Below are 19,187 nucleotides of genomic sequence, written 5' to 3'. Positions count from 1 at the left end.
CCAGCTTCAAATCTCTATCAATCAAAAATTCTCATTCCGAACACTGAGGTTATTTAATTCCTTTTTAAACCATTAAAATCTTTTAAGTTGACAGAATGTCTGGGGAAATGGCTTGCCAATTTCTACTGGTTTTATTTCTGACTGGATTTTAATGGTTTATTTTTTATCCCCGCTGATTTCGAAGATGGTGCAGATTTTTTCATAATAATTAAAAACTGGTTACAGAATATTTCAAAATAAAATATACCGATTGGTATATTTTTGTATATTTGTACTGAAAAACAGTGTACAAAATGTCAAAGGCACAAAAGACCAGACAGCTTATTATTGAAAAAACGGCCTCTTTGTTTAATACCAAAGGCTATATATCTACCTCCCTGTCGGACATTACCGAAGCCACAGGTCTTACAAAAGGCAGCATCTACGGGAATTTTGAAAATAAGGATGAAGTAGCTCTGGAAGTTTACCGTTATAATGCAGGACAGCTGAGCAACATTATGAGCAGGTCTTTTGGAGACGAATTTCCGGCCACCCTGGATAAGCTTCATGCTTTCACTGCTTTTTACAGGAAAAACTGGCGGACGGTTTTCACCAATGGAGGCTGTCCGATTATGAATGCCGCTACTGAAGCTGACGATTCTTTTCCGGCCTTAAAAAGCTGTGTTAAAAAATCTTTTGAAACCTGGAATCTTAAGATTTCCGGGGTTATTCAATATGGGCAGGAAAACGGAGAACTCAATCCGGAAGCGGATGCTGAAGAATATGCTTCCCTGTTCATCATGCTTATTGAAGGAGGAATACTGCTTTCCAAAACAACAGACGATGAAAAATTCCTGAACCTTGCACTGGACAGGATTACTCATATGATTGATCATGAACTCACTCTTCTTCCATCCTAAAAATAAAAGTTATGGAAACAAAAAAAGTGGCTATTGTAGGATATAACAGAATTCCTTTTGCCAGAATCAATACAGCGTATGCAGATCAGGGAAACCAGCAGCTGCTGGAGGCGGCCCTCAACGGACTGGTACAAAAGTATCATTTACAGGGAAAGCTTCTGGGAGAAGTTGCCGGAGGAGCGGTTATCAAGCATATTTCTGAAAGCAACCTCATCCGGGAATCCGTTATGAATACGGCACTGGATCCGGCAACTCCGGCCTGTGATCTTCAGCAGGCCTGCGACACCGGAATTGAAGCGGCTGTATACATCGGAAACAAAATCGCACTGGGGCAGATCGAAAGCGGAATTGCCTGCGGTGTAGAAGCGATGAGCAATATTCCCTTCGAGTCTTCTCTCCGGTTGAGAAAAGCTCTTTTAAGGGCCAATAAAGAAAAATCAGCTTTCGGAAAGCTGAAACAGCTGCTAAGTCCTAAACTTAAAGACTGGATGCCCGTTCCTTATAAAGGCCAGGAACCCAAAACAGGACTGGTGATGGGCGGGCATACGGAAATCACAGCCAAATACTACGGAATTTCCCGCAGAGAACAGGATGAATTAGCTTTAAAAAGTCATCAGAATATGGCTAAAGCTTATGATGAGGGATTTTTTGATGATATGATCACTCCGGCTTTCGGATTGGATAAAGATAATAATCTCCGCCGCGATACAAGCATGGAAAAACTTTCACAGCTGAAACCTGCATTTGATAAACAGAACGGAACGCTTACTGCCGGAAATTCAACCCCTTTCACTGACGGAGCTTCAGCGGTACTGCTGGCCAGTGAAGAATGGGCAAAAGCCAATAACCTGCCTGTACTGGCTTATATCACTTTTTCAGAGGTTGCCGGAATTGAATATGTTGAAAACAGACAGAATCTTCTTTTGGCACCTGTTTTTGCCGCCGACAGAATGCTCAGAAAAGCAGGGATGAATCTTGAGGATTTTGATTATTATGAAATTCATGAAGCATTTGCCGCACAGGTTCTCGCTACCCTGAAAATCTGGGAACATGATGATCAGGCTAAACAATTCGGTCTTGAAAAAGCATTGGGAAAAATCGACAGGAACCGGCTGAACGTAAAAGGCGGAAGTCTTGCAGCAGCCCATCCTTTTGCAGCTACCGGAGGACGTATCATTGCCACAATGGCCAAACTCCTCCATGAAAAGGGAAGCGGAAAAGGATTTATTTCCATTTGTGCCGCCCGCGGTCAGGGAGTGACCATGATTATAGAAAAATAATACAGAATATATGGACAGATTAGCGCAGCTTCAGCAATTTATCGGAAAAGAGTTCAGCCAGTCACCATCCCCTTTTATGAAATGGCTGAATCCCATTGTTATTTCCGTGGAAGAAGGTCATCTTGAGTTTCAGTATACGGTAAGGCAGGAATGGCTGAATCCGGTCGGAAATCTTCATGGAGGAGTAACAGCGGCCATTATTGATGACATTATCGGGGCTACCATGTTTTCCCTGAACGAAAATTCTTTCATCACCACCATCAATAATGTGATCGATTATTTTTCAACTGCAAAAGAAAATGATAATATTGTAGCCGAAACAAAAATTATAAAAAGAGGCCGGCAGTTTGTAAATGCCCAATGTGAAATATGGAATGCAGACAAAACAAGACTTATTGCCAGAGGAACCTCCAATCTATTCAAAATCAACAACTAAGCATGAACCCCATTTTTTCTTTAAAAATGGCGGTTGCCTGCGACTATTAAAAAAGGACAGATAAGTATATATGAAAAGAGTTGTCATTACAGGACTGGGTGCCGTAACGCCCCTGGGAAACAATGTCGAAGATTTTTGGCACAACAGCATCAACGGAGTGAGCGGAGCGGAAACCATTACCCACTTTGATCCGGAAAAATTTAAAGTACACTTTGCGTGTGAAGTCAAAAACTTTGATCCGAAGGTTCATCTTACCCACAACGAAATCAAAAGAAGCGACCTGTTTACCCAATATGCCATGTATTCATCGGCAGAAGCCATACAGGATTCAGGGCTGGACCTAGCCCATATGGATCCGTTTGATACGGGTGTGATCTGGGGAACCGGGCAGGGCGGAATGTGGACCTTTGAAAGTGAGGTGATGGAATTTGCGAAAGGGGACGGAACACCGAGATTCAATCCGTTCTTTGTTCCTAAGTTCATTGCTAATATGGCTTCCGGAATGATCTCGATGAAATTCGGCCTTCAGGGCATCAACTATACTACGATTTCTGCCTGTGCAACGGGAAATACAGCAATAATGGATGCTTTTAACTATATCCGTCTGGGAAAAGCAAAAGTAATCATCAGCGGAGGTTCAGAAGCAGCGATTACCCCTGCATCCGTGGGAGGATTCTCTATTATGAAGGCGATGTCTACCCGGAATGGCGATCCTGCTACGGCCAGCCGTCCTTATGATGCGGACAGGGATGGTTTTGTGATGGGTGAAGGTGCCGGAGCACTGGTTCTTGAAGAATATGAACATGCTAAAGCAAGAGGTGCTAAAATTTATGCAGAATTAGCAGGCGCTGCCATGACCGCAGATGCTTACCATATGACGGCTCCTCACCCTGACGGTGTAGGTGCGATTAAAGCCATGCAGCTTGCCCTTAAGGAAGCAGGAATTAATGTCGGAGACATTGATTATCTGAATCCTCATGCTACTTCTACGCCACTTGGAGATCTTGTGGAACTAAGAGGAATCAGCAAATTATTCAACGGAAGTAAAAACCTGGACATCAGTGCTACCAAGTCTATGACCGGGCATCTGTTGGGGGCAGCCGGTGCGGCAGAAGCTATTCTGTCCATTAAAGCTGTTGAACAGGGAATTATTCCGCCAACGATCAATCTTCATAAGATTGATGAAAATATTCCGAAAGATGTGAATATCGTTTTTGGAGAAGCCAAAGAAAAGGAAATCAACTATGCTTTGAGTAATGCTTTTGGATTCGGAGGGCACAATGCTACCCTGATCTTCAAGAAGTTTAAATAAATTGCTCCCGCAGATTTTTCAGATGACGCAGAGTTTTGTGTTTTATCGCGGAAAACCGGATTAAGATATTGAGTGTAAAAAACAAAAGCAGCCATTGAACTGACTGCTTTTTGTTTTATGCTTTTAACCATTCCGAAGAAGAGAGATAATTCTGATCCGGATAATAGATAAAAAGGAGATTTCTTCCTTTGATCGTATTGATGATCGGCTGTGTGAGATCTCTTGGAATTGCCGGACATCCCCAGCTTCTTCCGATTCTTTTGTGCATGGCTGCAAACTGTTCGCTTACATAATCCGCTCCATGCATCACAATCGCTCTTCTGTATGCTGCATCATTAAAACCTTTATCCATTCCCAAAAGTCTTAAGGAAAATCCGTTATCTCCTCTGTAAGTGGCATCCGTGATATAAAATCCCATGCTGCTCTGTTGCGAACTTTCCGTATTAGAAAAATTCGCAGCAAATTCTTCGCCTGTATTTTTTCCGTGAGCTACCAGTGAGTTGAACAGAACTTTCTTATCATTAAGATCAATCACCCAAAGTCTTTTTGTATTGGAGGACATAGAAAAATCGCAGATAGTCAATAAATGCGAGTCCTGGTTCAGCAATCCTGCTTTTTTAATGTTTTCAAATCCCGTCAGTGCTTTGCTGAATACTTCATAGTTCAGCTCATGTCCGGGATCAAATGCAATCGATTGGTACAGTGCTTCTGATGAAGATACAGCAGCTGTGGCCTTCTCAGATTTCGTGTCAGTTAATCTTTCAGTTTTTACTGTGGAGACATTCTCATTCTTTACCGCCTTTCCCGGAGAAAGATAGAATGAAGTCGTGACCATGTATACAAGGCCTAATACGCTATAAAATCCTTTCATTCAATACTATATTAATTCCAAATTAGTGGGGCAAAATTATAAAAACATAATTACCAGGTGGTTATAAGTCTAAAAAGTTTAACTCAATTTAAGAAACTTTAACGGTGATATGTTTTATCTGACTGATTATAAATCTCTTCCAGCTTATCCTGATAACTTCTATTTACATATGCATAAATCACGTACCCATATTTCATTGCAAGAAGGTTCAGTTTAATTCCGGATCCCAACCGGTTCATAATATTTTTAACTAATCCTTTTTCTTCAAAATCCAGCCCATTTTCAGGCCGGATTTAACCAATTGGAAAAGAGTACCGGGAAAACTTCGTATTGACCCATTTTCTTAATTTTCCTGAAAGAAAAAGGGTTTTTAAAGAAGGCTAAAGCCATATACTGAAAGTCAGACTCCTGAAGTTCTGCCTCCAGATACAGTTCGGATAACATTATCCAGATTGGTTTCTGTACATTGGGGAACTTCAGCTCCTCCATAGCCTAATTTTCAGAGTCCGGAACAAACTCCAGGCTCACGGAATTCATGCAGTAACGCAGCCCGGTAGGTTGGGGACCATCATCAAAAACGTGTCCTAAATGGGAGTCACATCGTTTGCAGAGTACCTCTACCCTATCCATTCCATAGGCAAGATCTCTCTTATAATATACTCCTTCTTTATCTGCTTCAAAAAAACTCGGCCATCCGCAGCTGCTTGCAAATTTTGAGGTGGAGCGGAACAGATGATTTCCGCAGGCGGCACAGTAATACTCGCCGGTTTCATCAAATTCATTGTATTTTCCGGTGAAAGGCCTTTCCGTAGCTGCTTCTCTCGCAATAGCATACAGATCAGGAGCGAGGACCTTTTTCCATTCATCATTGGAAATATTGAGTTTTGTGGTGTCTGTTCTGGAATAATATGGATTATTTTTTGCTTCTTTATTTTCCATAGGGTTATTTTAAATATCTTTTGATCAAACTAATCTGTACTTTAACAGCATGGTTTTAACTTAAAAAAACTTATGCATTTAATTTTTTTGTGGCTTTTGTGGTTATAATAAACCTCAGGTTCACAACCAAATTTAGTAAATTTGAGAATATGAATGATGACGCCAAAAGAAAACAGCTCAGAAAATATAAAGCATTTGCCACAGGATTATTTGTCCTGATGGCGGTTATTTTCATCGTAACTACCCTCTTACAGAAGTCCAGCAGTTCTCATTGGATCGGCTATGTCCGTGCTTTTGCAGAAGCCGCTATGGTGGGTGCCCTTGCGGACTGGTTTGCAGTGACCGCCCTGTTCCGCCATCCTCTCGGCCTTCCTATTCCGCATACCAACCTGATTGAAAACAGTAAGCAGCGGCTGGGAGACAATCTCGGCAGTTTTGTCGTAAGTAATTTTCTCTCACCTCAAAACATCCGTCCTTATATTCAGAAGCTTAAAATTTCAAATTTTGTGGGTGAATGGCTGGGAAAAGAAAAGAACCAGGGCATTCTGATCAGAAATATTTCGGATATTGTTCTTGATATTCTCAATAAGCTTGATGATACGGCCGTAAGCCAGTTTATCAGTAAAAAGGTTTCTGAAATGACGGACGATATCAAGCTCAACCAAGTGGTAGGAAACGGAATTGGCTATATTCTGGAAAAAAATGATCATCAGAGAATTATTACCAATCTTTCCAGGCAGATCAAGGAATACATTCTGGAAAATGATGAAATGATCAAAGACAGGGTAAAGAAGGGCAGCTATTCTTTCATTCCTTCTTTTGTGGATAATAAAATCGCAGATAAGATCGCTGACGGCCTTGCTGATTTTTTCAAAGAGGTTGAGGAGAATCCACAGCATGAAGTCAGGACTTTGATTACCCGGAAGATTCATGAATTCTCTGTGGATCTGAAGGAAGATCCAAAGTGGAACGACGAGTTTAAAACCATCAAAAACGGGCTTCTCAAAAATGATAAACTGGAAGAATATTCCAGTGATATCTGGGTTTCCATTAAAAAAACACTAATGAAGGAGCTTCAGGAAGAACATTCTGCCCTGAAAAACTATCTTTCCAAAAATCTGAACGAGTTTGCCCTGAATTTAAAGTCCGATGAAAATCTTCAGAATAAAATTGATCATTGGGTGCGGGTAACGGCTTACAAATATATCCTTAAAAACACCCATCAGTTCGGAAACCTCATCAGTACGACGGTTGGAAACTGGCAGGGAAAAGAGCTTAGCGAAAAACTGGAACTGGAAGTAGGAAAAGACCTGCAGTTTATCCGTGTAAACGGAACTCTGGTAGGCGGCCTGGTAGGGCTTATCATCTATACGATTGCCCATTTTTTCCTTTAAAAACTGAAAACTGACCATGAAAAAAACTTTTATTACCCTGTTCTGTTTTCTTTTTATGTGCTGTTTCAGCCAGAAAGTTGAGCTTAAATCTGTAACGGATTCATCACAGATTTTCAAGGGACAGATTGCAGGAGTTCCCATCACGATCCAGCTTAATTACTCAGGAATTGCAGACTGCAGCCTGTACCAGTATTTTGTAGACGGCTGGTATTATTATGATAAGTATCAGAAAAAGATCCCGTTAACCGGAGTTTATGACTACGGCAAACTGTCACTGTATAACTTCGGGACCCAGCAAAAACTGAGTTCGCAACAACTTAAAGAACAGATCACATCTCCGCAGAAAATAGAGAAAACCGACGAATTTGCCCAGGCATTACATCCTAAGGAATCTATTCTCTTCGATCGTGATGACAGGAAAAAAAGAATAATTTCCGGCAGTTTTTATCTGGACAAAAAAATCCGGCAGGCAGAACTGTTCACAGAAAACAGCATGATCTACCGTTATAATAATTATCTGTTTTTACCCAATGATAAAAAGATCAACACATTTGATTTTATTAATCAGGCGGGGGGCAATGAACTGATTTCGTACACATCCGGGGAAAGCGGCAACAGGGTACTGCTGTATTTTGAGCATACTTCCAACTTTAATGCCTGCGGAAGATGCGGGGCAAGTGAAGGTGAAAAAGGTTACCGTGTTCTTTACTTTACGAAAGACTGGAATTTCAAAAGCTATGAAGAATTCCTGACGGAAAGCTGTATGGAATCTATTTACGACACCTCCAAAACAAAATCCAAAGACAGAAACACCATACGGTATAAGGTAGGCAAATCTAGTTCTTCACCTGCCTATATGTTTACAGTGGATATTAAAAATGCATCTGTTATAAGGTCAAAATAAATAATCTGGTTCGGGTGAAGGCGTTTAGGGATAATCAGATTACCTTAAATAAATATTATCGGTGGTTTCATAGCTCCTCTCTTCCAGTTGCTGATACATTCCGCCCTTAAAAAAAGAGACAGAAAAGTCTCTTTAGTTATTTTTATCTCGGTAATCTTCCTGCTCTTTTCAGAAGCTCTTTATTGATTCCATGAATCAGTTCCGGACCTTCATAGATGAATCCGGTGTACAGCTGTATCAAACTGGCCCCGGCATCTAATTTTTCCATTGCATCTCTTACAGAATGAATTCCTCCCACCCCGATGATCGGGAAAGCACGGTTGCTTTTTTCGGAAAGGTATCTGATCATTGTAGTACTTCTTTCACGGATAGGTTTTCCGCTTAAACCACCGTTTCCTATCTGTTCCAGGATTTCCGGTGATGTTTTCAGCCCTTCTCTGTTTACTGAGGTATTGGAAACAATCACTCCGTCAATTTTTGTTTCTGCAATCAGGTCAATAATCTCATCTAACTGATGGTTATTAAGATCCGGGGCAATTTTCAATAATATGGGTTTCTGTACAGATTTTGACTGGTTGATTTTTTTTACTTCTGTAATCAGCTCACGCAGATATTCCACATCTTCCAGTTTGGCGTGGCTTCCTACATTCGGGCAGCTTACATTAAGGACAAAGTAATCTACATAAGGATGAAGACCTTCAAAACAGTCCAGGTAGTCCTGGGTATAATTCTCAGGGGCGGTGTTGGTATTTTTTCCGATGTTTCCACCGATGATGATTTTTCCTTTGTTGGACTTCAGCTTTTCAACCGCCGCTTCAAGGCCATCGTTATTAAAGCCCATTCTGTTGATAATTCCGCCGTCTTCTATTAAACGGAACAGTCTTTTTTTAGGGTTTCCAGCCTGCGCTTTTGGGGTTACCGTTCCGATTTCTACAAATCCGAATCCCAGGTCTCCCAATTCGTTAAATAAAACCGCATTTTTATCGAAACCTGCGGCCAGGCCTACGGGATTTTTGAATTTCAGCCCGAAAACTTCTCTTTCCAGACGTTTATCTTCAACAGGTTTCGGAAAAAACAACCTGGTAAGAAATCCGAAATTTTTAAGCATTGAAAATGTAAAATGATGAACTTCTTCGGGATCAAATTTGAAGAGAATGGGTCTGATGATACTTTTGTACATTGAAAAAAAGTTTTACAAAAATACTCAATTTAAAATTAATGGGTGGTTGACCTGTGATATTTTATGGAAAAATGTTTTATAAACAAAATCTATAAAAGACAACATTATAATCTGCCAGGAAAGAATATTGATTCTAAAATTTCTCTCGCAGATTCCGCTGATTGAGCAGATTTTTTGAGACCTTAATTTTAAAGGCCTGTGAAAGAAAATACAGGTAATCAAAATATTTACCGATAATAACTAGGAGTACGGACTCAGGTCGAAGTTTAAAATGTCTCCTACCCTTTTGAATTCTTCATCTATCGCAGCATTCAGTATTATTTTTTCGTTGGTAACAGGATGACTGAAAATCAGTTGGTGAGCATGGAGCGTCATTTTATTGATGCCAAATGTCTGAAGCCACAGTTTATTCTGTTTATTACAGCCATGTTTTCTGCAGCCTAAAATAGGATGCAGAATATGTTTGAAATGTTTTCTCAGCTGATGAAATCTTCCTGTTTCAGGAATGGCCTCCACTAAACAGTATCTCGAAGTCTGATGTTTTAAAAAAGGTAAATCGATTTCCGAAGTCTGCAGACGGTGATAGTTTGTAACAGCATTTTGCTTAACTTCATTTTCATTGATTAAATCATAATCGATGGTTTCTTTTTCTTTTGCCCAGCCACGAAGAATAGCCAGATATTTCTTCTCCACCCCGCGTGATGCAAACTGCTCACTCATGATTCTAAGGGTATCTTTATCTAAAGTAAACAGAAGAACCCCTGAAGTTTTCCGGTCTAAGCGATGTACGGGGTACACTTTCCGCCCAATCTGTTTCTTCAGCTCCTGAATAGCATAGGTATCGGCTTCTCCGGCATAGAAAGATTTGTGAACCAATAGTCCGCTGGGTTTATTGATCGCAATAATATGCTCGTCACGGTAAAGAATTTCTAACATGGGGCAAAAGTAAAGATTTTCTGCTGATTCCTGTTTCGGAGAGAGAGGCTTTAAAATTTCATGGATAAGATTTATTTTAAACCTCACGGGTTTTTGAAATCCGTGAGGTTGTATGATAGCCCTGATTGAGCGGTATGTCTGAGCTCTTTTCTGTGTTTAGGTGGGGGGGGGGGGGGGGGGGGCGGCCGCGCCCGCCCCCCCCCCCCCCCCCCCCCCCCCCCCCCCGCCCCCCCCCCCCCCCCCCCCCCCTAAACACAGAAAAAGCGAGTAGCGAAAGCAGGTTCCCGGCTCCTAATACTCTTATATATAAAAACTTCCGGCTTCCCTCCTTCAACTTCCCGCTTTTTCACTATTTTTGCACTTCAGACGTTAAAAAAATTATGGCAAAGCAAGAAGATGTTTTCAAGAAAGTGATTTCTCACGCTAAAGAATATGGTTTTATTTTCCCATCCAGTGAGATCTACGATGGTTTATCCGCTGTTTATGATTATGGACAGAACGGGGCCGAACTTAAAAATAATATCAAACAATACTGGTGGAAAGCGATGGTACAGCTTAACGAAAATATTGTGGGTATTGATTCGGCAATCCTTATGCACCCCACCACATGGAAGGCATCGGGCCACGTAGACGCTTTCAATGATCCATTGATTGACAATAAAGATTCTAAAAAACGTTTCAGAGCAGACGTTTTAGTAGAAGATTACTGTGCTAAAATTGAAGATAAAGAGAATAAAGAGATTGAAAAAGCAGCGAAGAGATTCGGGGATGCTTTTGATAAGGATCAGTTTGTAGCTACCAATCCAAAAATTCTGGAATACAGAGCAAAAAGAGAAGCAATTCTTTCAAGACTGGCAAAATCTCTGGAAAATGAAGACCTTGCTGATGTAAAAGCTTTAATTGAAGAGCTTGAAATTGCTGATCCGGATACAGGTTCTAAAAACTGGACGGAAGTAAGACAGTTCAACCTGATGTTCGGAACTAAGCTTGGAGCTTCCGCAGACAGCGCGATGGATCTTTATTTAAGACCGGAAACGGCTCAGGGAATTTTCGTTAACTTCCTGAATGTACAGAAAACTTCCCGTCATAAGCTTCCTTTCGGTATTGCCCAGATCGGAAAAGCATTCAGAAATGAAATTGTTGCAAGACAGTTTATTTTCAGAATGCGTGAGTTTGAACAGATGGAAATGCAGTTTTTCGTAGCTCCGGGAACCGAACTTGAATTCTACGAACAGTGGAAACAGAAGCGTCTGAACTGGCACCTGGCTTTAGGTTTAGGAAATGACAATTACAGATTCCATGATCATGAGAAGCTGGCTCACTATGCGAATGCTGCGGCAGATATTGAATTTAATTTCCCATTCGGATTTAAGGAACTGGAAGGTATCCACTCCAGAACGGATTTCGACTTAAAAGCTCATGAAGAGTTCTCCGGGAGAAAGCTTCAGTTCTTCGATCCTGAAAGAAACGAAAACTATGTTCCTTATGTAGTGGAAACTTCGGTAGGTTTAGACAGGCTATTCCTTTCTATATTCGCTCACTGCTTAAAAGATGAAGTTCTGGAAGACGGTTCAGAGAGAACAGTATTATCCTTACCACCTGCACTGGCACCCATTAAAGCCGCTATTCTTCCGCTGATGAAGAAAGACGGCCTGGCAGAATATGCAGAAAAGATCTTCAATGATCTGAAGTATGATTTTAACTTATTCTATGAGGAAAAAGATGCGATCGGAAAACGTTACAGAAGACAGGATGCCATTGGTACTCCTTACTGTATTACCATCGACCACGATTCTCTTACGGATCACACGGTAACCATCAGAGACAGGGACACCATGCAGCAGGAAAGAGTTCCGGTTGCTGATCTCAGAAGGATCATTGATGAGAAGACCAACTTCAGAAATTTACTTTCAAAAATATAAAACGGAAGCCCTGAGAAATCAGGGCTTTTTTATTTCAGATGATATGTCTTAATTTGTTATTTTTAGACTTCAGAAAATCAACCATGAAAAAAATGACCTTTTTAGTGTTCGGACTGATCCAGACACTTGCTTTTTCCCAAACCCAGGACCTGAGTACACTGGCCTCAGGCGATCACGTAGGGATGAACGCCCTATTTGACGATAAAGATAATCTTTACGGCTATGTTTCAATATATTCGTATGGTAAATCCGGAGACAAAACCAAAAAATTTGAATATGTTATTCTGGATAAGAACCTCAATCCTGTTGCCAACAAGGAATTTGAAGGAGATATTACCGCGGCTTCCTATCTCGGATATGTTGACTTTAAAGGACATATTATCCTGAAACCTTCGATGATGGATTATTCTCTGGTGAAAAGCCGTGAAATTTTCACTCCGGTATCTATGGTGATTGATCCCAAAACCAATACCATTTCCCGGAAAGTTTATTACGACTACCTCGAAGACGGAAGTTTCAGGGAAATTAATGAACCTAAAAGCTGGAAGGACCAGAGAAAAGAGAACCGTGCAGAGAAAAAGGAAAAAGGATACAACTACGTTTCCGCTGTTGGGGAAACAAAGGAAGGTGGCTATTTCGCCGTTGAATACAAGGATTACGGGAAGTATGTCAACAACAACAGCCTGATGAAGTTCGACGGAAACAAAAAAGAGGTATGGAGATATAAATACAATACAGACGGCAATAAAAAAGTTTTCTCCACTTTATCTCCCATAGATAAAGATGATCAGTATATGTATTGTATCCTGAAGAAAGAAGACGATGGTAAGAAAACCTTCAGCCTTCTTGTACTGGACATGAAAACAGGAAAGGAGGTTGCCAATAAGCCTGTTACCGGAGCTTCAGACAGGACTATTGAGTATATAGATACTTTTATTTCCAATTACAGCACCATTGATAATGACAAAACTTTTGATGATAAAATAGTACTGACAGGCAGAAATTACGAAGGTAATGATGATACAGGATATGCCCGGATGATCATCAACAAATCAGATTTTACCCTTAATCTGAAAACTCTCAGCTACAAACCGGATATGGCTTCCTATCTTCCTAAAATTAACAGAACCGGTTTTGTAGAAAACGGTTATTATCTGCAAACTAAGGATCTTTATTTTATGAATGACGGCAGCGTAGGAATTCTTGCAGAAAAATACAAACCGGAAGGCCAGTACAATGCGTCAAAAACTACCGATCTGGTGTACATTTACACAGACAAAGACTTTAAGATCAGGGACCTCAAAGTTTTTGAAAAAGAAAAAACCAAATGGGTCAACAATGATTACCTCTTCTCCCAATACCTCAATGGCGGAAAGGATATCGCTTTCTTCTACCGCGATTATCAGAAAGACGAGGTAACCAGACAGAAAAAATGGAATCTTTTTATCAATACGGTGATCGACGGGAAATTCAAGCAGGAAATCATTCCTATTTCTGAAAAGGATAATTATATTGTAATTCCGTATGTAGCCAAAGAAGGATTTATACTTCTGCGGGAATTCAATGAAAAAGAGAAATTCAATAAGATCCGCCTGGAAAAACTGAATTATTAAATAATAAAAGCTGTCCTGATCGATCAGGACAGCTTTTATTTTTATCGGGCTTCAGCTTTTTTTCACGAAATCCTCAGAATCTGTGAGCGATCCAAAAATAAAAACCCGGGTATACTATTTGAAAAGGATTCAGCGAAATTAAATACCGCCTTTTACTTTAAAGCAACTGCGTTGGACTGATAATAATCCGCGATATTTTTAATCTCATCCAGGCTCAGATTCCACATAAAATTCAGGAACTGCTGGTAGCTTTCGCTCTGATCTTTGGGTTCTATCCTGTCGAGATAGCGGTTCAGGTTATAATTCTTACGGGCTTCATATATTTTGGCAAAGCATTTTCCCAGCCAGGCTTTATAATATTTTTCATCTTCTTCATCCTGCAGGAACTGCATCGCAGAATAGATGCCTACTCCATAATCTTCAGAATGAAAATAGTTAGGCAGAATTTCCATCCGTGCTGTTTTCTTTAATGACAGATAGGTTTCGGAAGGTTTTTCAGGCTCCACCGAAATATTTAGTTCAGGGAATTTTTTTTTGAGTTTTTCTATTCTTTTAGTCATTTCCGGATGTGAAGCCAGGGAATCCTTATTCAGTTTTTCTTTGTAGAAATTATAGTTATACAGAGAGAAGTCTTCTTTTTTCAGCCACTTTTCATTAAAAGCCTGCTTTGGAAGATGGTATAGTTTTTTATAAGTTTCCACTTTAAGGACTCTGGGAGAAATAGTATCAAAATTCTGAAGCTTTTGCAGAGCATTGACAAACTCATTTTTATTAAAATCACTTTTTTTGAAAATAGTATATCCCAGAGAATCTGCCTGCATTTCCTGCTTTCTCTTTTCAACACTTTTTTTATAGATCCTGTTTTTGAACAGATCAAAAGCTTTCTGATTCTGTCTCTGGCTTCTGCTTTCTGTGGTTTCTTTAATATTCTGGACCGTAGATTTATCCTGCTGGTCCTGCTCTACAATGCCTAAAACGGTTTTAAAGGTATGATCATCTATCTTATGGCCAAGTTCATGCGCAATTACGGCTGCGATCTGTGCATCGTTATCCAGCCAGCTGTACAAACCCATATTGATAACAAAGGTTCCGTCGGCAAGACAGTATGCATTGGGCATATTATCTTTTGCAATCAATATTTTCAGGTTCTGCGGGACTCCGGGATTATTTTTCCGGAGACGTTCTATTAATGATTTAATAGCCGGATCAAACTCGGATCTGAAAACAAAATCCTTATTTTTCACCTGTTTTTCAAAATCGGCACCGAATTCTTTATAGACTTTAGATAATCCGGAGCCTGTTTTCCCTGAATATTGAGACTTCAGCTTTTTAATAAAGGCTTCATTATGATCGGCAAAATTTTTCAGGAACTCTTTCCGCTGCATATAATCTGCGGTATCTATGGCTTTATAACCCTGAGCAAAGATCAGCACAGAATACATGGAAAGCATCAGTAATATAAGTTTTCTGGTCATAGTTCTTTCATCAATAAAAACAAAAATAGCGTATTTACTTTCTCATTTTCAAATTCTAATCAAAATTATTTTAAATTTGTTCAGGACTGATACTCATCCCTCTATGAAAGCATTGAAATATGTAATAGGCGGCGCAGCACTCGGTGTGGCAGCTGCTTATCTCTTCGGATACGACTACTTATTCAGCGGCATTTCCAAAACCTACCTGAAAGGAAAGTCAAGTGCTTATATTGATGACGGAAATCTTTTTCCCGGCAATCCCATCGCATCAGGAGAACCCCGATCCTGGGTAGAAGATCCGGAATACAACAAAAGAGAGCTTTCTGAAACAATAAATGAAAACTTAAAGCACTCCAGAACAGCGGCTTTTGTTGTCATTAAAAACGGCAAAATTCTCCACGAGCAGTATTGGGACGGTTACAACCAGCTTTCCCATACCAATTCTTTTTCTATGGCAAAGGCAGTAACAGTAATGCTTCTTGGAAAAGCCCTTGAAGAAGGTATCATTAAAAGTATGGATGAGAAACTCTCTGATTTTTATTCTGAATTTAAAGAAAAAACATTCGGAAACCAGGTCACCCTTAAAAACCTCGCTCAGATGGAAGCCGGACTGGACTGGAATGAAGATTACAATAATCCTTTTCTTCCCAACGCCAGGGCATATTATGGAAAAAGTCTCGTAAAAGCGGTATTTTCCAGAAAATTCAAAGAAGAGCCCGGTACCCGGTTCGAATACCAGAGCGGATCTACGCAACTGCTTGGCTTTGCCCTGAGAAAAGCAATCGGCCAGCCGCTCGCCGGCTATTTATCAGAAAAATTCTGGATTCCCCTGGGGATGGAACAGCCTGCTGCCTGGAGCACTGATGATTATGGTATGGAAAAAACGTACTGCTGTATTCATGCCTGCGCCAGGGATTTTGCCAGGCTGGGACAGTTATTTCTGGATGATGGCAAAGTTGGGGAAACCCAGATTCTGAATAAGGATTTTATAGAACAGATGCGCACTCCTACTGAAAAATCAAAAGAGATTTATGGGCTGGGCCTGTGGATCAATTATGACAATCCCGTTAAACATTATTATTTCCTCGGGCTTCAGGGGCAGTATATCATTATGGTTCCGGAGCACAATATGGTCATTGTAAAAACCGGAAGCTACTCAAACAACCCTAAGAACGACAGGGGAAGGCCGGACCAGGTGAGATTCCTCGTTAATGAAACCGTACAACTATTTCAAACCTCATAATGGAAAAATACAGCGCACAAGTTGATGAATACATCGAAAAATCCCCGGATTTTGCGAAACCTATCTTACATTATCTCCGTGAAACGATTCATGAAACCTGCCCCGATGCTGAAGAAGCCGTCAAATGGAAGTTCCCGGCTTTTATGTATAAGGGAAAGATTCTATGCTCAATTACCGCTTTCAAGCAATACTGCAGCCTCGGCTTCTGGCTTCATCAGGAAATGAAGACCATCAGTGAACTGGAAACAGCTGCTGAAAAAAGCAATATGTTCAGCCTGGGCAAAATCACCAAAATGGAAGATCTTCCATCGAAAACTCTCCTGAAAAAGGCGATTAAGGAAGCAATGGAACTTACGGATATGGGAGTGACGATGAAAAAAGCGGCACCTTCCAAAACCGAAACTCAAATCCCGGATTATTTTCAGACGGCTTTAAATGCCAATGAGAAAGCCTTACAGGTTTTTCAGAAAGCGTCACCCTCATTCAGGAAGGAATATATCAACTGGATTACTGATGCCAAGACAGAAACTACCCGTCATAAAAGAATGGAACAGGCTCTGGAGTGGATCTCAGAAGGAAAAGGCAGAAACTGGAAATATGAAAGAAAGTGAGTTCATGAACTTCTGCCCATACCGTTTATTCGTATAAAAAAATCCCTCTGTCTGGACTGAAGGGATTTACTGTTTTTACTGTTTGCTCTGTTCTGTCTTTACTCCTTCCGGAAGTTTAAAAAACGAGTCCGGAATATCTTTGGGTTCAACTTTTGTCGCAATGCTTGTCATTTTAAACTGAGGGTTTTCTATGACTATTTTTAGCGGAAAAGCTTTTGATCTGGAGATAAAATCATACCAGTTTCCGAATTTATGGTTTTTGAACAGATCCGGATTTACAGCAAGAGACGTATTGAAATAATACTTCTGAATTCCGCTTTCGCAGACTAAAGTAATCTCATCACACGACTTTCCAAGTACTGTTTCCGCATTTTTTCTGATGTCCGCTTTTATAACTTTATCACCCTGTATGCTGCAGTCATTCCAGTACACCGTCTCGGAAGCGGCCATTTTGCTGTAAAGTCTGTTTTCTTTATTAATATAGGTTTGCCAAAGGAAGAATGTACCGTTTGTTTCGGATTTATAATTTCCGTTTTTGGTAAAATAGTGTTGGGTGGTTCCCAGCATTGCCGTCAGCTGTTCATTCGTCAGCTGTTCAGATTTACTTTCATAAGTATTGGAATAGGTAATTTCTCCTTTAAAATTCTGGGCAGTTAAAACTACTGACAGGAATATCAGTAAAGTTGTCAACAGGTTTTTCATAGTTCTGGTTTTTGAATATTTAAATAGCCGGAATATTCTTTCGAATCTCCGAAACCGGGCACAAAAATATTCTTTTTAACGGATTGGTAAAAATAAAAATGAAACGGATCATCAGTGAAATCTGAAATTGGCTTCCGGCAGGGTATTATTCTTTAAAAAAGCTTCGTATTCCGGGGAGAGTTTGGCACGTCCGAATGTATTTTCCCCGCTCATACTTCCAAGACGGACCTTATCTTTTCCGAATTTTCTGTTCATGGCATCCATTGCCTTCATTACCGGAAGGTGCTGGTTCTGGGTATCTTCCTCGAAAAGGCTGATCAGTCTCTCATCTTCAGGAACAAAGTCATTCACGATCACTCCTGCCCTCTTATAGTGAAAACCCTCTCTGTAAATAGCTTCAAAGAGTTCATTCACTACCCTTCCTATCAGAATGGAAGAATTGGTAGGATTGGGAAGAATCTGCGTCTTTGCGTTTCTGTATTCGGGAAGATCTTTTCTGAAACGGTTGGTCTGTACAAAAACGGTCACCATTTTACAGCAGGTATTCTGTTTTCTGAGCCTTTCCGAGCAATACATCCCAAAGGTTTCCACCCTTTCGCGGACTTGTTCTTTTTGGGTCAGCATTTCCATGAAACTTCTCGTTACGGCAATTGATTTTTTAGGAGATGGAGTATCCAGTTCCAGCTGGCGGATTCCTTTCAGTTCATTCATCATTCTTACTCCGTGAATTCCCATGATTTTCCTTACCCACATTTCAGGTTTCTGAAGCAGATCCCAGGCTTTATAAACGCCGCTGTCATGCATTTTCGCAGCAAGTCTCCGCCCGATTCCCCAGACATCCCCTATCGGAAGCCATTTCAAAGCTTTTTCAATTTTTTCAGGGGTATCCAGAATATAAACGCCTTCAAACTGATCCGTATATTTTTTCACGATTCGGTTGGCAACTTTGCATAAGGTTTTAGTTGGAGCAATGCCAATACTTACCGGAATATGCACTTTTTCATTGATCTCGTTTTTAATCTTCAGGCAATAGTCATATAGGTTAACATATTTAAAACTCGTCAGATCTAAAAAGAGTTCATCAATGCTGTATACTTCAAAATCTTTTTCATCAACATACGATGTTGCCACCCCAATGACTTCCTGACTTTTAAAATTATACAGCTCAAATTTGGCGGAAAAGCTTTTCACATCATGCTCTTTAAAAAACTCTTTATATTTGAAAGCCGGTGCCGCCATCGGAATTCCCAGGTCCTGAGCTTCTTTACTTCTGGACACCACACAGCCGTCGTTGTTGGAAAGAACCACAACGGGCTTGCCTTCCAGCTTAGGATCCAGCGTCCTTTCACAGGAAACAAAAAAGTTATTGCAATCTACCAGAGCATACATAACGGATGGTGAATATGATACAAAATTATGATTTTAAAAGAAGAAATCTACAGCTTTCTCAATGAAATCGTCTATAAGCTA

The 19,187-nt window shown here is 40.4% G+C and carries 18 protein-coding genes; 10 read left to right on the top strand and 8 right to left on the bottom strand.

The window, feature by feature from the left end:
- The first annotated feature begins 293 nt into the window (after window positions 1-293).
- The 4 genes from AC106S_RS15935 (at window position 294) to fabF (ending at window position 3,927) form a co-directional block, all read left to right on the top strand.
- Window positions 294-899, top strand: a complete 606-nt coding sequence (locus AC106S_RS15935) for a TetR/AcrR family transcriptional regulator (protein WP_482440506.1) — start codon at window positions 294-296, stop codon at window positions 897-899.
- A gap of 11 nt (window positions 900-910) precedes the next feature.
- A complete protein-coding gene (locus AC106S_RS15930; RefSeq protein WP_482440504.1) occupies window positions 911-2,179 on the top strand; it encodes an acetyl-CoA C-acetyltransferase in 1,269 nt (422 codons plus the stop codon).
- A 10-nt stretch (window positions 2,180-2,189) separates the two neighbouring features.
- Window positions 2,190-2,615, top strand: a complete 426-nt coding sequence (locus AC106S_RS15925) for a PaaI family thioesterase (protein ID WP_482440502.1) — start codon at window positions 2,190-2,192, stop codon at window positions 2,613-2,615.
- Window positions 2,616-2,685: 70 nt separating this feature from the next.
- Window positions 2,686-3,927 carry a beta-ketoacyl-ACP synthase II gene (gene fabF / locus AC106S_RS15920; protein ID WP_482440500.1) on the top strand — a complete coding sequence of 414 codons (1,242 nt, stop codon included), beginning with the start codon at window positions 2,686-2,688 and terminating at the stop codon, window positions 3,925-3,927.
- Window positions 3,928-4,042: 115 nt separating this feature from the next.
- On the opposite strand, the gene AC106S_RS15915 is transcribed toward fabF, so the two are convergent.
- From AC106S_RS15915 to msrB, 3 genes are all read right to left on the bottom strand, one after another.
- Entirely contained in the window at window positions 4,043-4,798 is a 756-nt protein-coding gene (locus AC106S_RS15915) for a murein L,D-transpeptidase catalytic domain family protein (RefSeq protein ID WP_482440498.1), read from the bottom strand.
- Window positions 4,799-5,080: 282 nt separating this feature from the next.
- Window positions 5,081-5,287, bottom strand: coding sequence for a DUF7079 family protein (locus tag AC106S_RS15910; protein WP_482440497.1), 207 nt, complete (start codon window positions 5,285-5,287; stop codon window positions 5,081-5,083).
- Between the two features lie 3 nt (window positions 5,288-5,290).
- Entirely contained in the window at window positions 5,291-5,737 is a 447-nt protein-coding gene (msrB, locus tag AC106S_RS15905) for a peptide-methionine (R)-S-oxide reductase MsrB (RefSeq protein WP_482440495.1), read from the bottom strand.
- Window positions 5,738-5,886: 149 nt separating this feature from the next.
- On the opposite strand from msrB, the gene AC106S_RS15900 reads away from it, so the two are divergent.
- Both AC106S_RS15900 and AC106S_RS15895 read left to right on the top strand, forming a co-directional pair.
- A complete protein-coding gene (locus AC106S_RS15900) occupies window positions 5,887-7,131 on the top strand; it encodes a DUF445 domain-containing protein (protein ID WP_482440492.1) in 1,245 nt (414 codons plus the stop codon).
- A gap of 16 nt (window positions 7,132-7,147) precedes the next feature.
- Entirely contained in the window at window positions 7,148-8,035 is an 888-nt protein-coding gene (locus AC106S_RS15895) for a hypothetical protein (protein ID WP_482440490.1), read from the top strand.
- 142 nt (window positions 8,036-8,177) lie between these two features.
- On the opposite strand, the gene AC106S_RS15890 is transcribed toward AC106S_RS15895, so the two are convergent.
- Window positions 8,178-9,215: a quinone-dependent dihydroorotate dehydrogenase gene (locus tag AC106S_RS15890; protein WP_482440489.1), complete on the bottom strand. Its 1,038-nt coding sequence runs from the start codon at window positions 9,213-9,215 to the stop codon at window positions 8,178-8,180.
- A gap of 240 nt (window positions 9,216-9,455) precedes the next feature.
- Entirely contained in the window at window positions 9,456-10,151 is a 696-nt protein-coding gene (locus AC106S_RS15885; protein WP_482440487.1) for a pseudouridine synthase, read from the bottom strand.
- A gap of 380 nt (window positions 10,152-10,531) precedes the next feature.
- Between AC106S_RS15885 and AC106S_RS15880 the strand changes: the two genes are divergently transcribed.
- Together AC106S_RS15880 and AC106S_RS15875 are read left to right on the top strand one after the other, a co-directional pair.
- On the top strand, window positions 10,532-12,073 hold the full coding sequence (locus AC106S_RS15880; protein ID WP_482440485.1) for a glycine--tRNA ligase: 1,542 nt from the start codon (window positions 10,532-10,534) through the stop codon (window positions 12,071-12,073).
- Between the two features lie 92 nt (window positions 12,074-12,165).
- Window positions 12,166-13,686 carry a hypothetical protein gene (locus AC106S_RS15875; RefSeq protein WP_482440484.1) on the top strand — a complete coding sequence of 507 codons (1,521 nt, stop codon included), beginning with the start codon at window positions 12,166-12,168 and terminating at the stop codon, window positions 13,684-13,686.
- A 152-nt stretch (window positions 13,687-13,838) separates the two neighbouring features.
- On the opposite strand, the gene AC106S_RS15870 is transcribed toward AC106S_RS15875, so the two are convergent.
- A complete protein-coding gene (locus AC106S_RS15870; protein ID WP_482440482.1) occupies window positions 13,839-15,161 on the bottom strand; it encodes a M48 family metallopeptidase in 1,323 nt (440 codons plus the stop codon).
- Window positions 15,162-15,264: 103 nt separating this feature from the next.
- On the opposite strand from AC106S_RS15870, the gene AC106S_RS15865 reads away from it, so the two are divergent.
- Window positions 15,265-16,404 carry a serine hydrolase domain-containing protein gene (locus tag AC106S_RS15865; RefSeq protein ID WP_482440481.1) on the top strand — a complete coding sequence of 380 codons (1,140 nt, stop codon included), beginning with the start codon at window positions 15,265-15,267 and terminating at the stop codon, window positions 16,402-16,404.
- Window positions 16,404-17,015 carry a YdeI/OmpD-associated family protein gene (locus AC106S_RS15860; RefSeq protein ID WP_482440480.1) on the top strand — a complete coding sequence of 204 codons (612 nt, stop codon included), beginning with the start codon at window positions 16,404-16,406 and terminating at the stop codon, window positions 17,013-17,015. Before AC106S_RS15865 ends, AC106S_RS15860 begins: the two co-directional genes overlap by 1 nt.
- Before the next feature lie 75 nt (window positions 17,016-17,090).
- Here AC106S_RS15860 and AC106S_RS15855 read toward each other — a convergent pair whose 3' ends face one another.
- Both AC106S_RS15855 and AC106S_RS15850 read right to left on the bottom strand, forming a co-directional pair.
- Window positions 17,091-17,717: a hypothetical protein gene (locus tag AC106S_RS15855; RefSeq protein WP_482440479.1), complete on the bottom strand. Its 627-nt coding sequence runs from the start codon at window positions 17,715-17,717 to the stop codon at window positions 17,091-17,093.
- A 111-nt stretch (window positions 17,718-17,828) separates the two neighbouring features.
- Entirely contained in the window at window positions 17,829-19,106 is a 1,278-nt protein-coding gene (locus AC106S_RS15850; RefSeq protein WP_482440478.1) for a Y-family DNA polymerase, read from the bottom strand.
- Window positions 19,107-19,187: the final 81 nt, after the last annotated feature.

The organism is Chryseobacterium sp. FR054 (genome assembly GCF_056844565.1).
This window is presented reverse-complemented; position numbering and strand designations above follow the sequence as displayed.

What these genes read in the sequence shown, in the direction of transcription:
- AC106S_RS15935 (WP_482440506.1), top strand. Translation starts at nt 294, where the DNA reads ATGTCAAAGGCACAAAAGACCAGACAGCTTATTATTGAAAAAACGGCC.
- AC106S_RS15930 (WP_482440504.1), top strand. Translation starts at nt 911, where the DNA reads ATGGAAACAAAAAAAGTGGCTATTGTAGGATATAACAGAATTCCTTTT.
- AC106S_RS15925 (WP_482440502.1), top strand. Translation starts at nt 2,190, where the DNA reads ATGGACAGATTAGCGCAGCTTCAGCAATTTATCGGAAAAGAGTTCAGC.
- fabF (WP_482440500.1), top strand. Translation starts at nt 2,686, where the DNA reads ATGAAAAGAGTTGTCATTACAGGACTGGGTGCCGTAACGCCCCTGGGA.
- AC106S_RS15915 (WP_482440498.1), bottom strand. Translation starts at nt 4,798, where the DNA reads ATGAAAGGATTTTATAGCGTATTAGGCCTTGTATACATGGTCACGACT.
- AC106S_RS15910 (WP_482440497.1), bottom strand. Translation starts at nt 5,287, where the DNA reads ATGGAGGAGCTGAAGTTCCCCAATGTACAGAAACCAATCTGGATAATG.
- msrB (WP_482440495.1), bottom strand. Translation starts at nt 5,737, where the DNA reads ATGGAAAATAAAGAAGCAAAAAATAATCCATATTATTCCAGAACAGAC.
- AC106S_RS15900 (WP_482440492.1), top strand. Translation starts at nt 5,887, where the DNA reads ATGAATGATGACGCCAAAAGAAAACAGCTCAGAAAATATAAAGCATTT.
- AC106S_RS15895 (WP_482440490.1), top strand. Translation starts at nt 7,148, where the DNA reads ATGAAAAAAACTTTTATTACCCTGTTCTGTTTTCTTTTTATGTGCTGT.
- AC106S_RS15890 (WP_482440489.1), bottom strand. Translation starts at nt 9,215, where the DNA reads ATGTACAAAAGTATCATCAGACCCATTCTCTTCAAATTTGATCCCGAA.
- AC106S_RS15885 (WP_482440487.1), bottom strand. Translation starts at nt 10,151, where the DNA reads ATGTTAGAAATTCTTTACCGTGACGAGCATATTATTGCGATCAATAAA.
- AC106S_RS15880 (WP_482440485.1), top strand. Translation starts at nt 10,532, where the DNA reads ATGGCAAAGCAAGAAGATGTTTTCAAGAAAGTGATTTCTCACGCTAAA.
- AC106S_RS15875 (WP_482440484.1), top strand. Translation starts at nt 12,166, where the DNA reads ATGACCTTTTTAGTGTTCGGACTGATCCAGACACTTGCTTTTTCCCAA.
- AC106S_RS15870 (WP_482440482.1), bottom strand. Translation starts at nt 15,161, where the DNA reads ATGACCAGAAAACTTATATTACTGATGCTTTCCATGTATTCTGTGCTG.
- AC106S_RS15865 (WP_482440481.1), top strand. Translation starts at nt 15,265, where the DNA reads ATGAAAGCATTGAAATATGTAATAGGCGGCGCAGCACTCGGTGTGGCA.
- AC106S_RS15860 (WP_482440480.1), top strand. Translation starts at nt 16,404, where the DNA reads ATGGAAAAATACAGCGCACAAGTTGATGAATACATCGAAAAATCCCCG.
- AC106S_RS15855 (WP_482440479.1), bottom strand. Translation starts at nt 17,717, where the DNA reads ATGAAAAACCTGTTGACAACTTTACTGATATTCCTGTCAGTAGTTTTA.
- AC106S_RS15850 (WP_482440478.1), bottom strand. Translation starts at nt 19,106, where the DNA reads ATGTATGCTCTGGTAGATTGCAATAACTTTTTTGTTTCCTGTGAAAGG.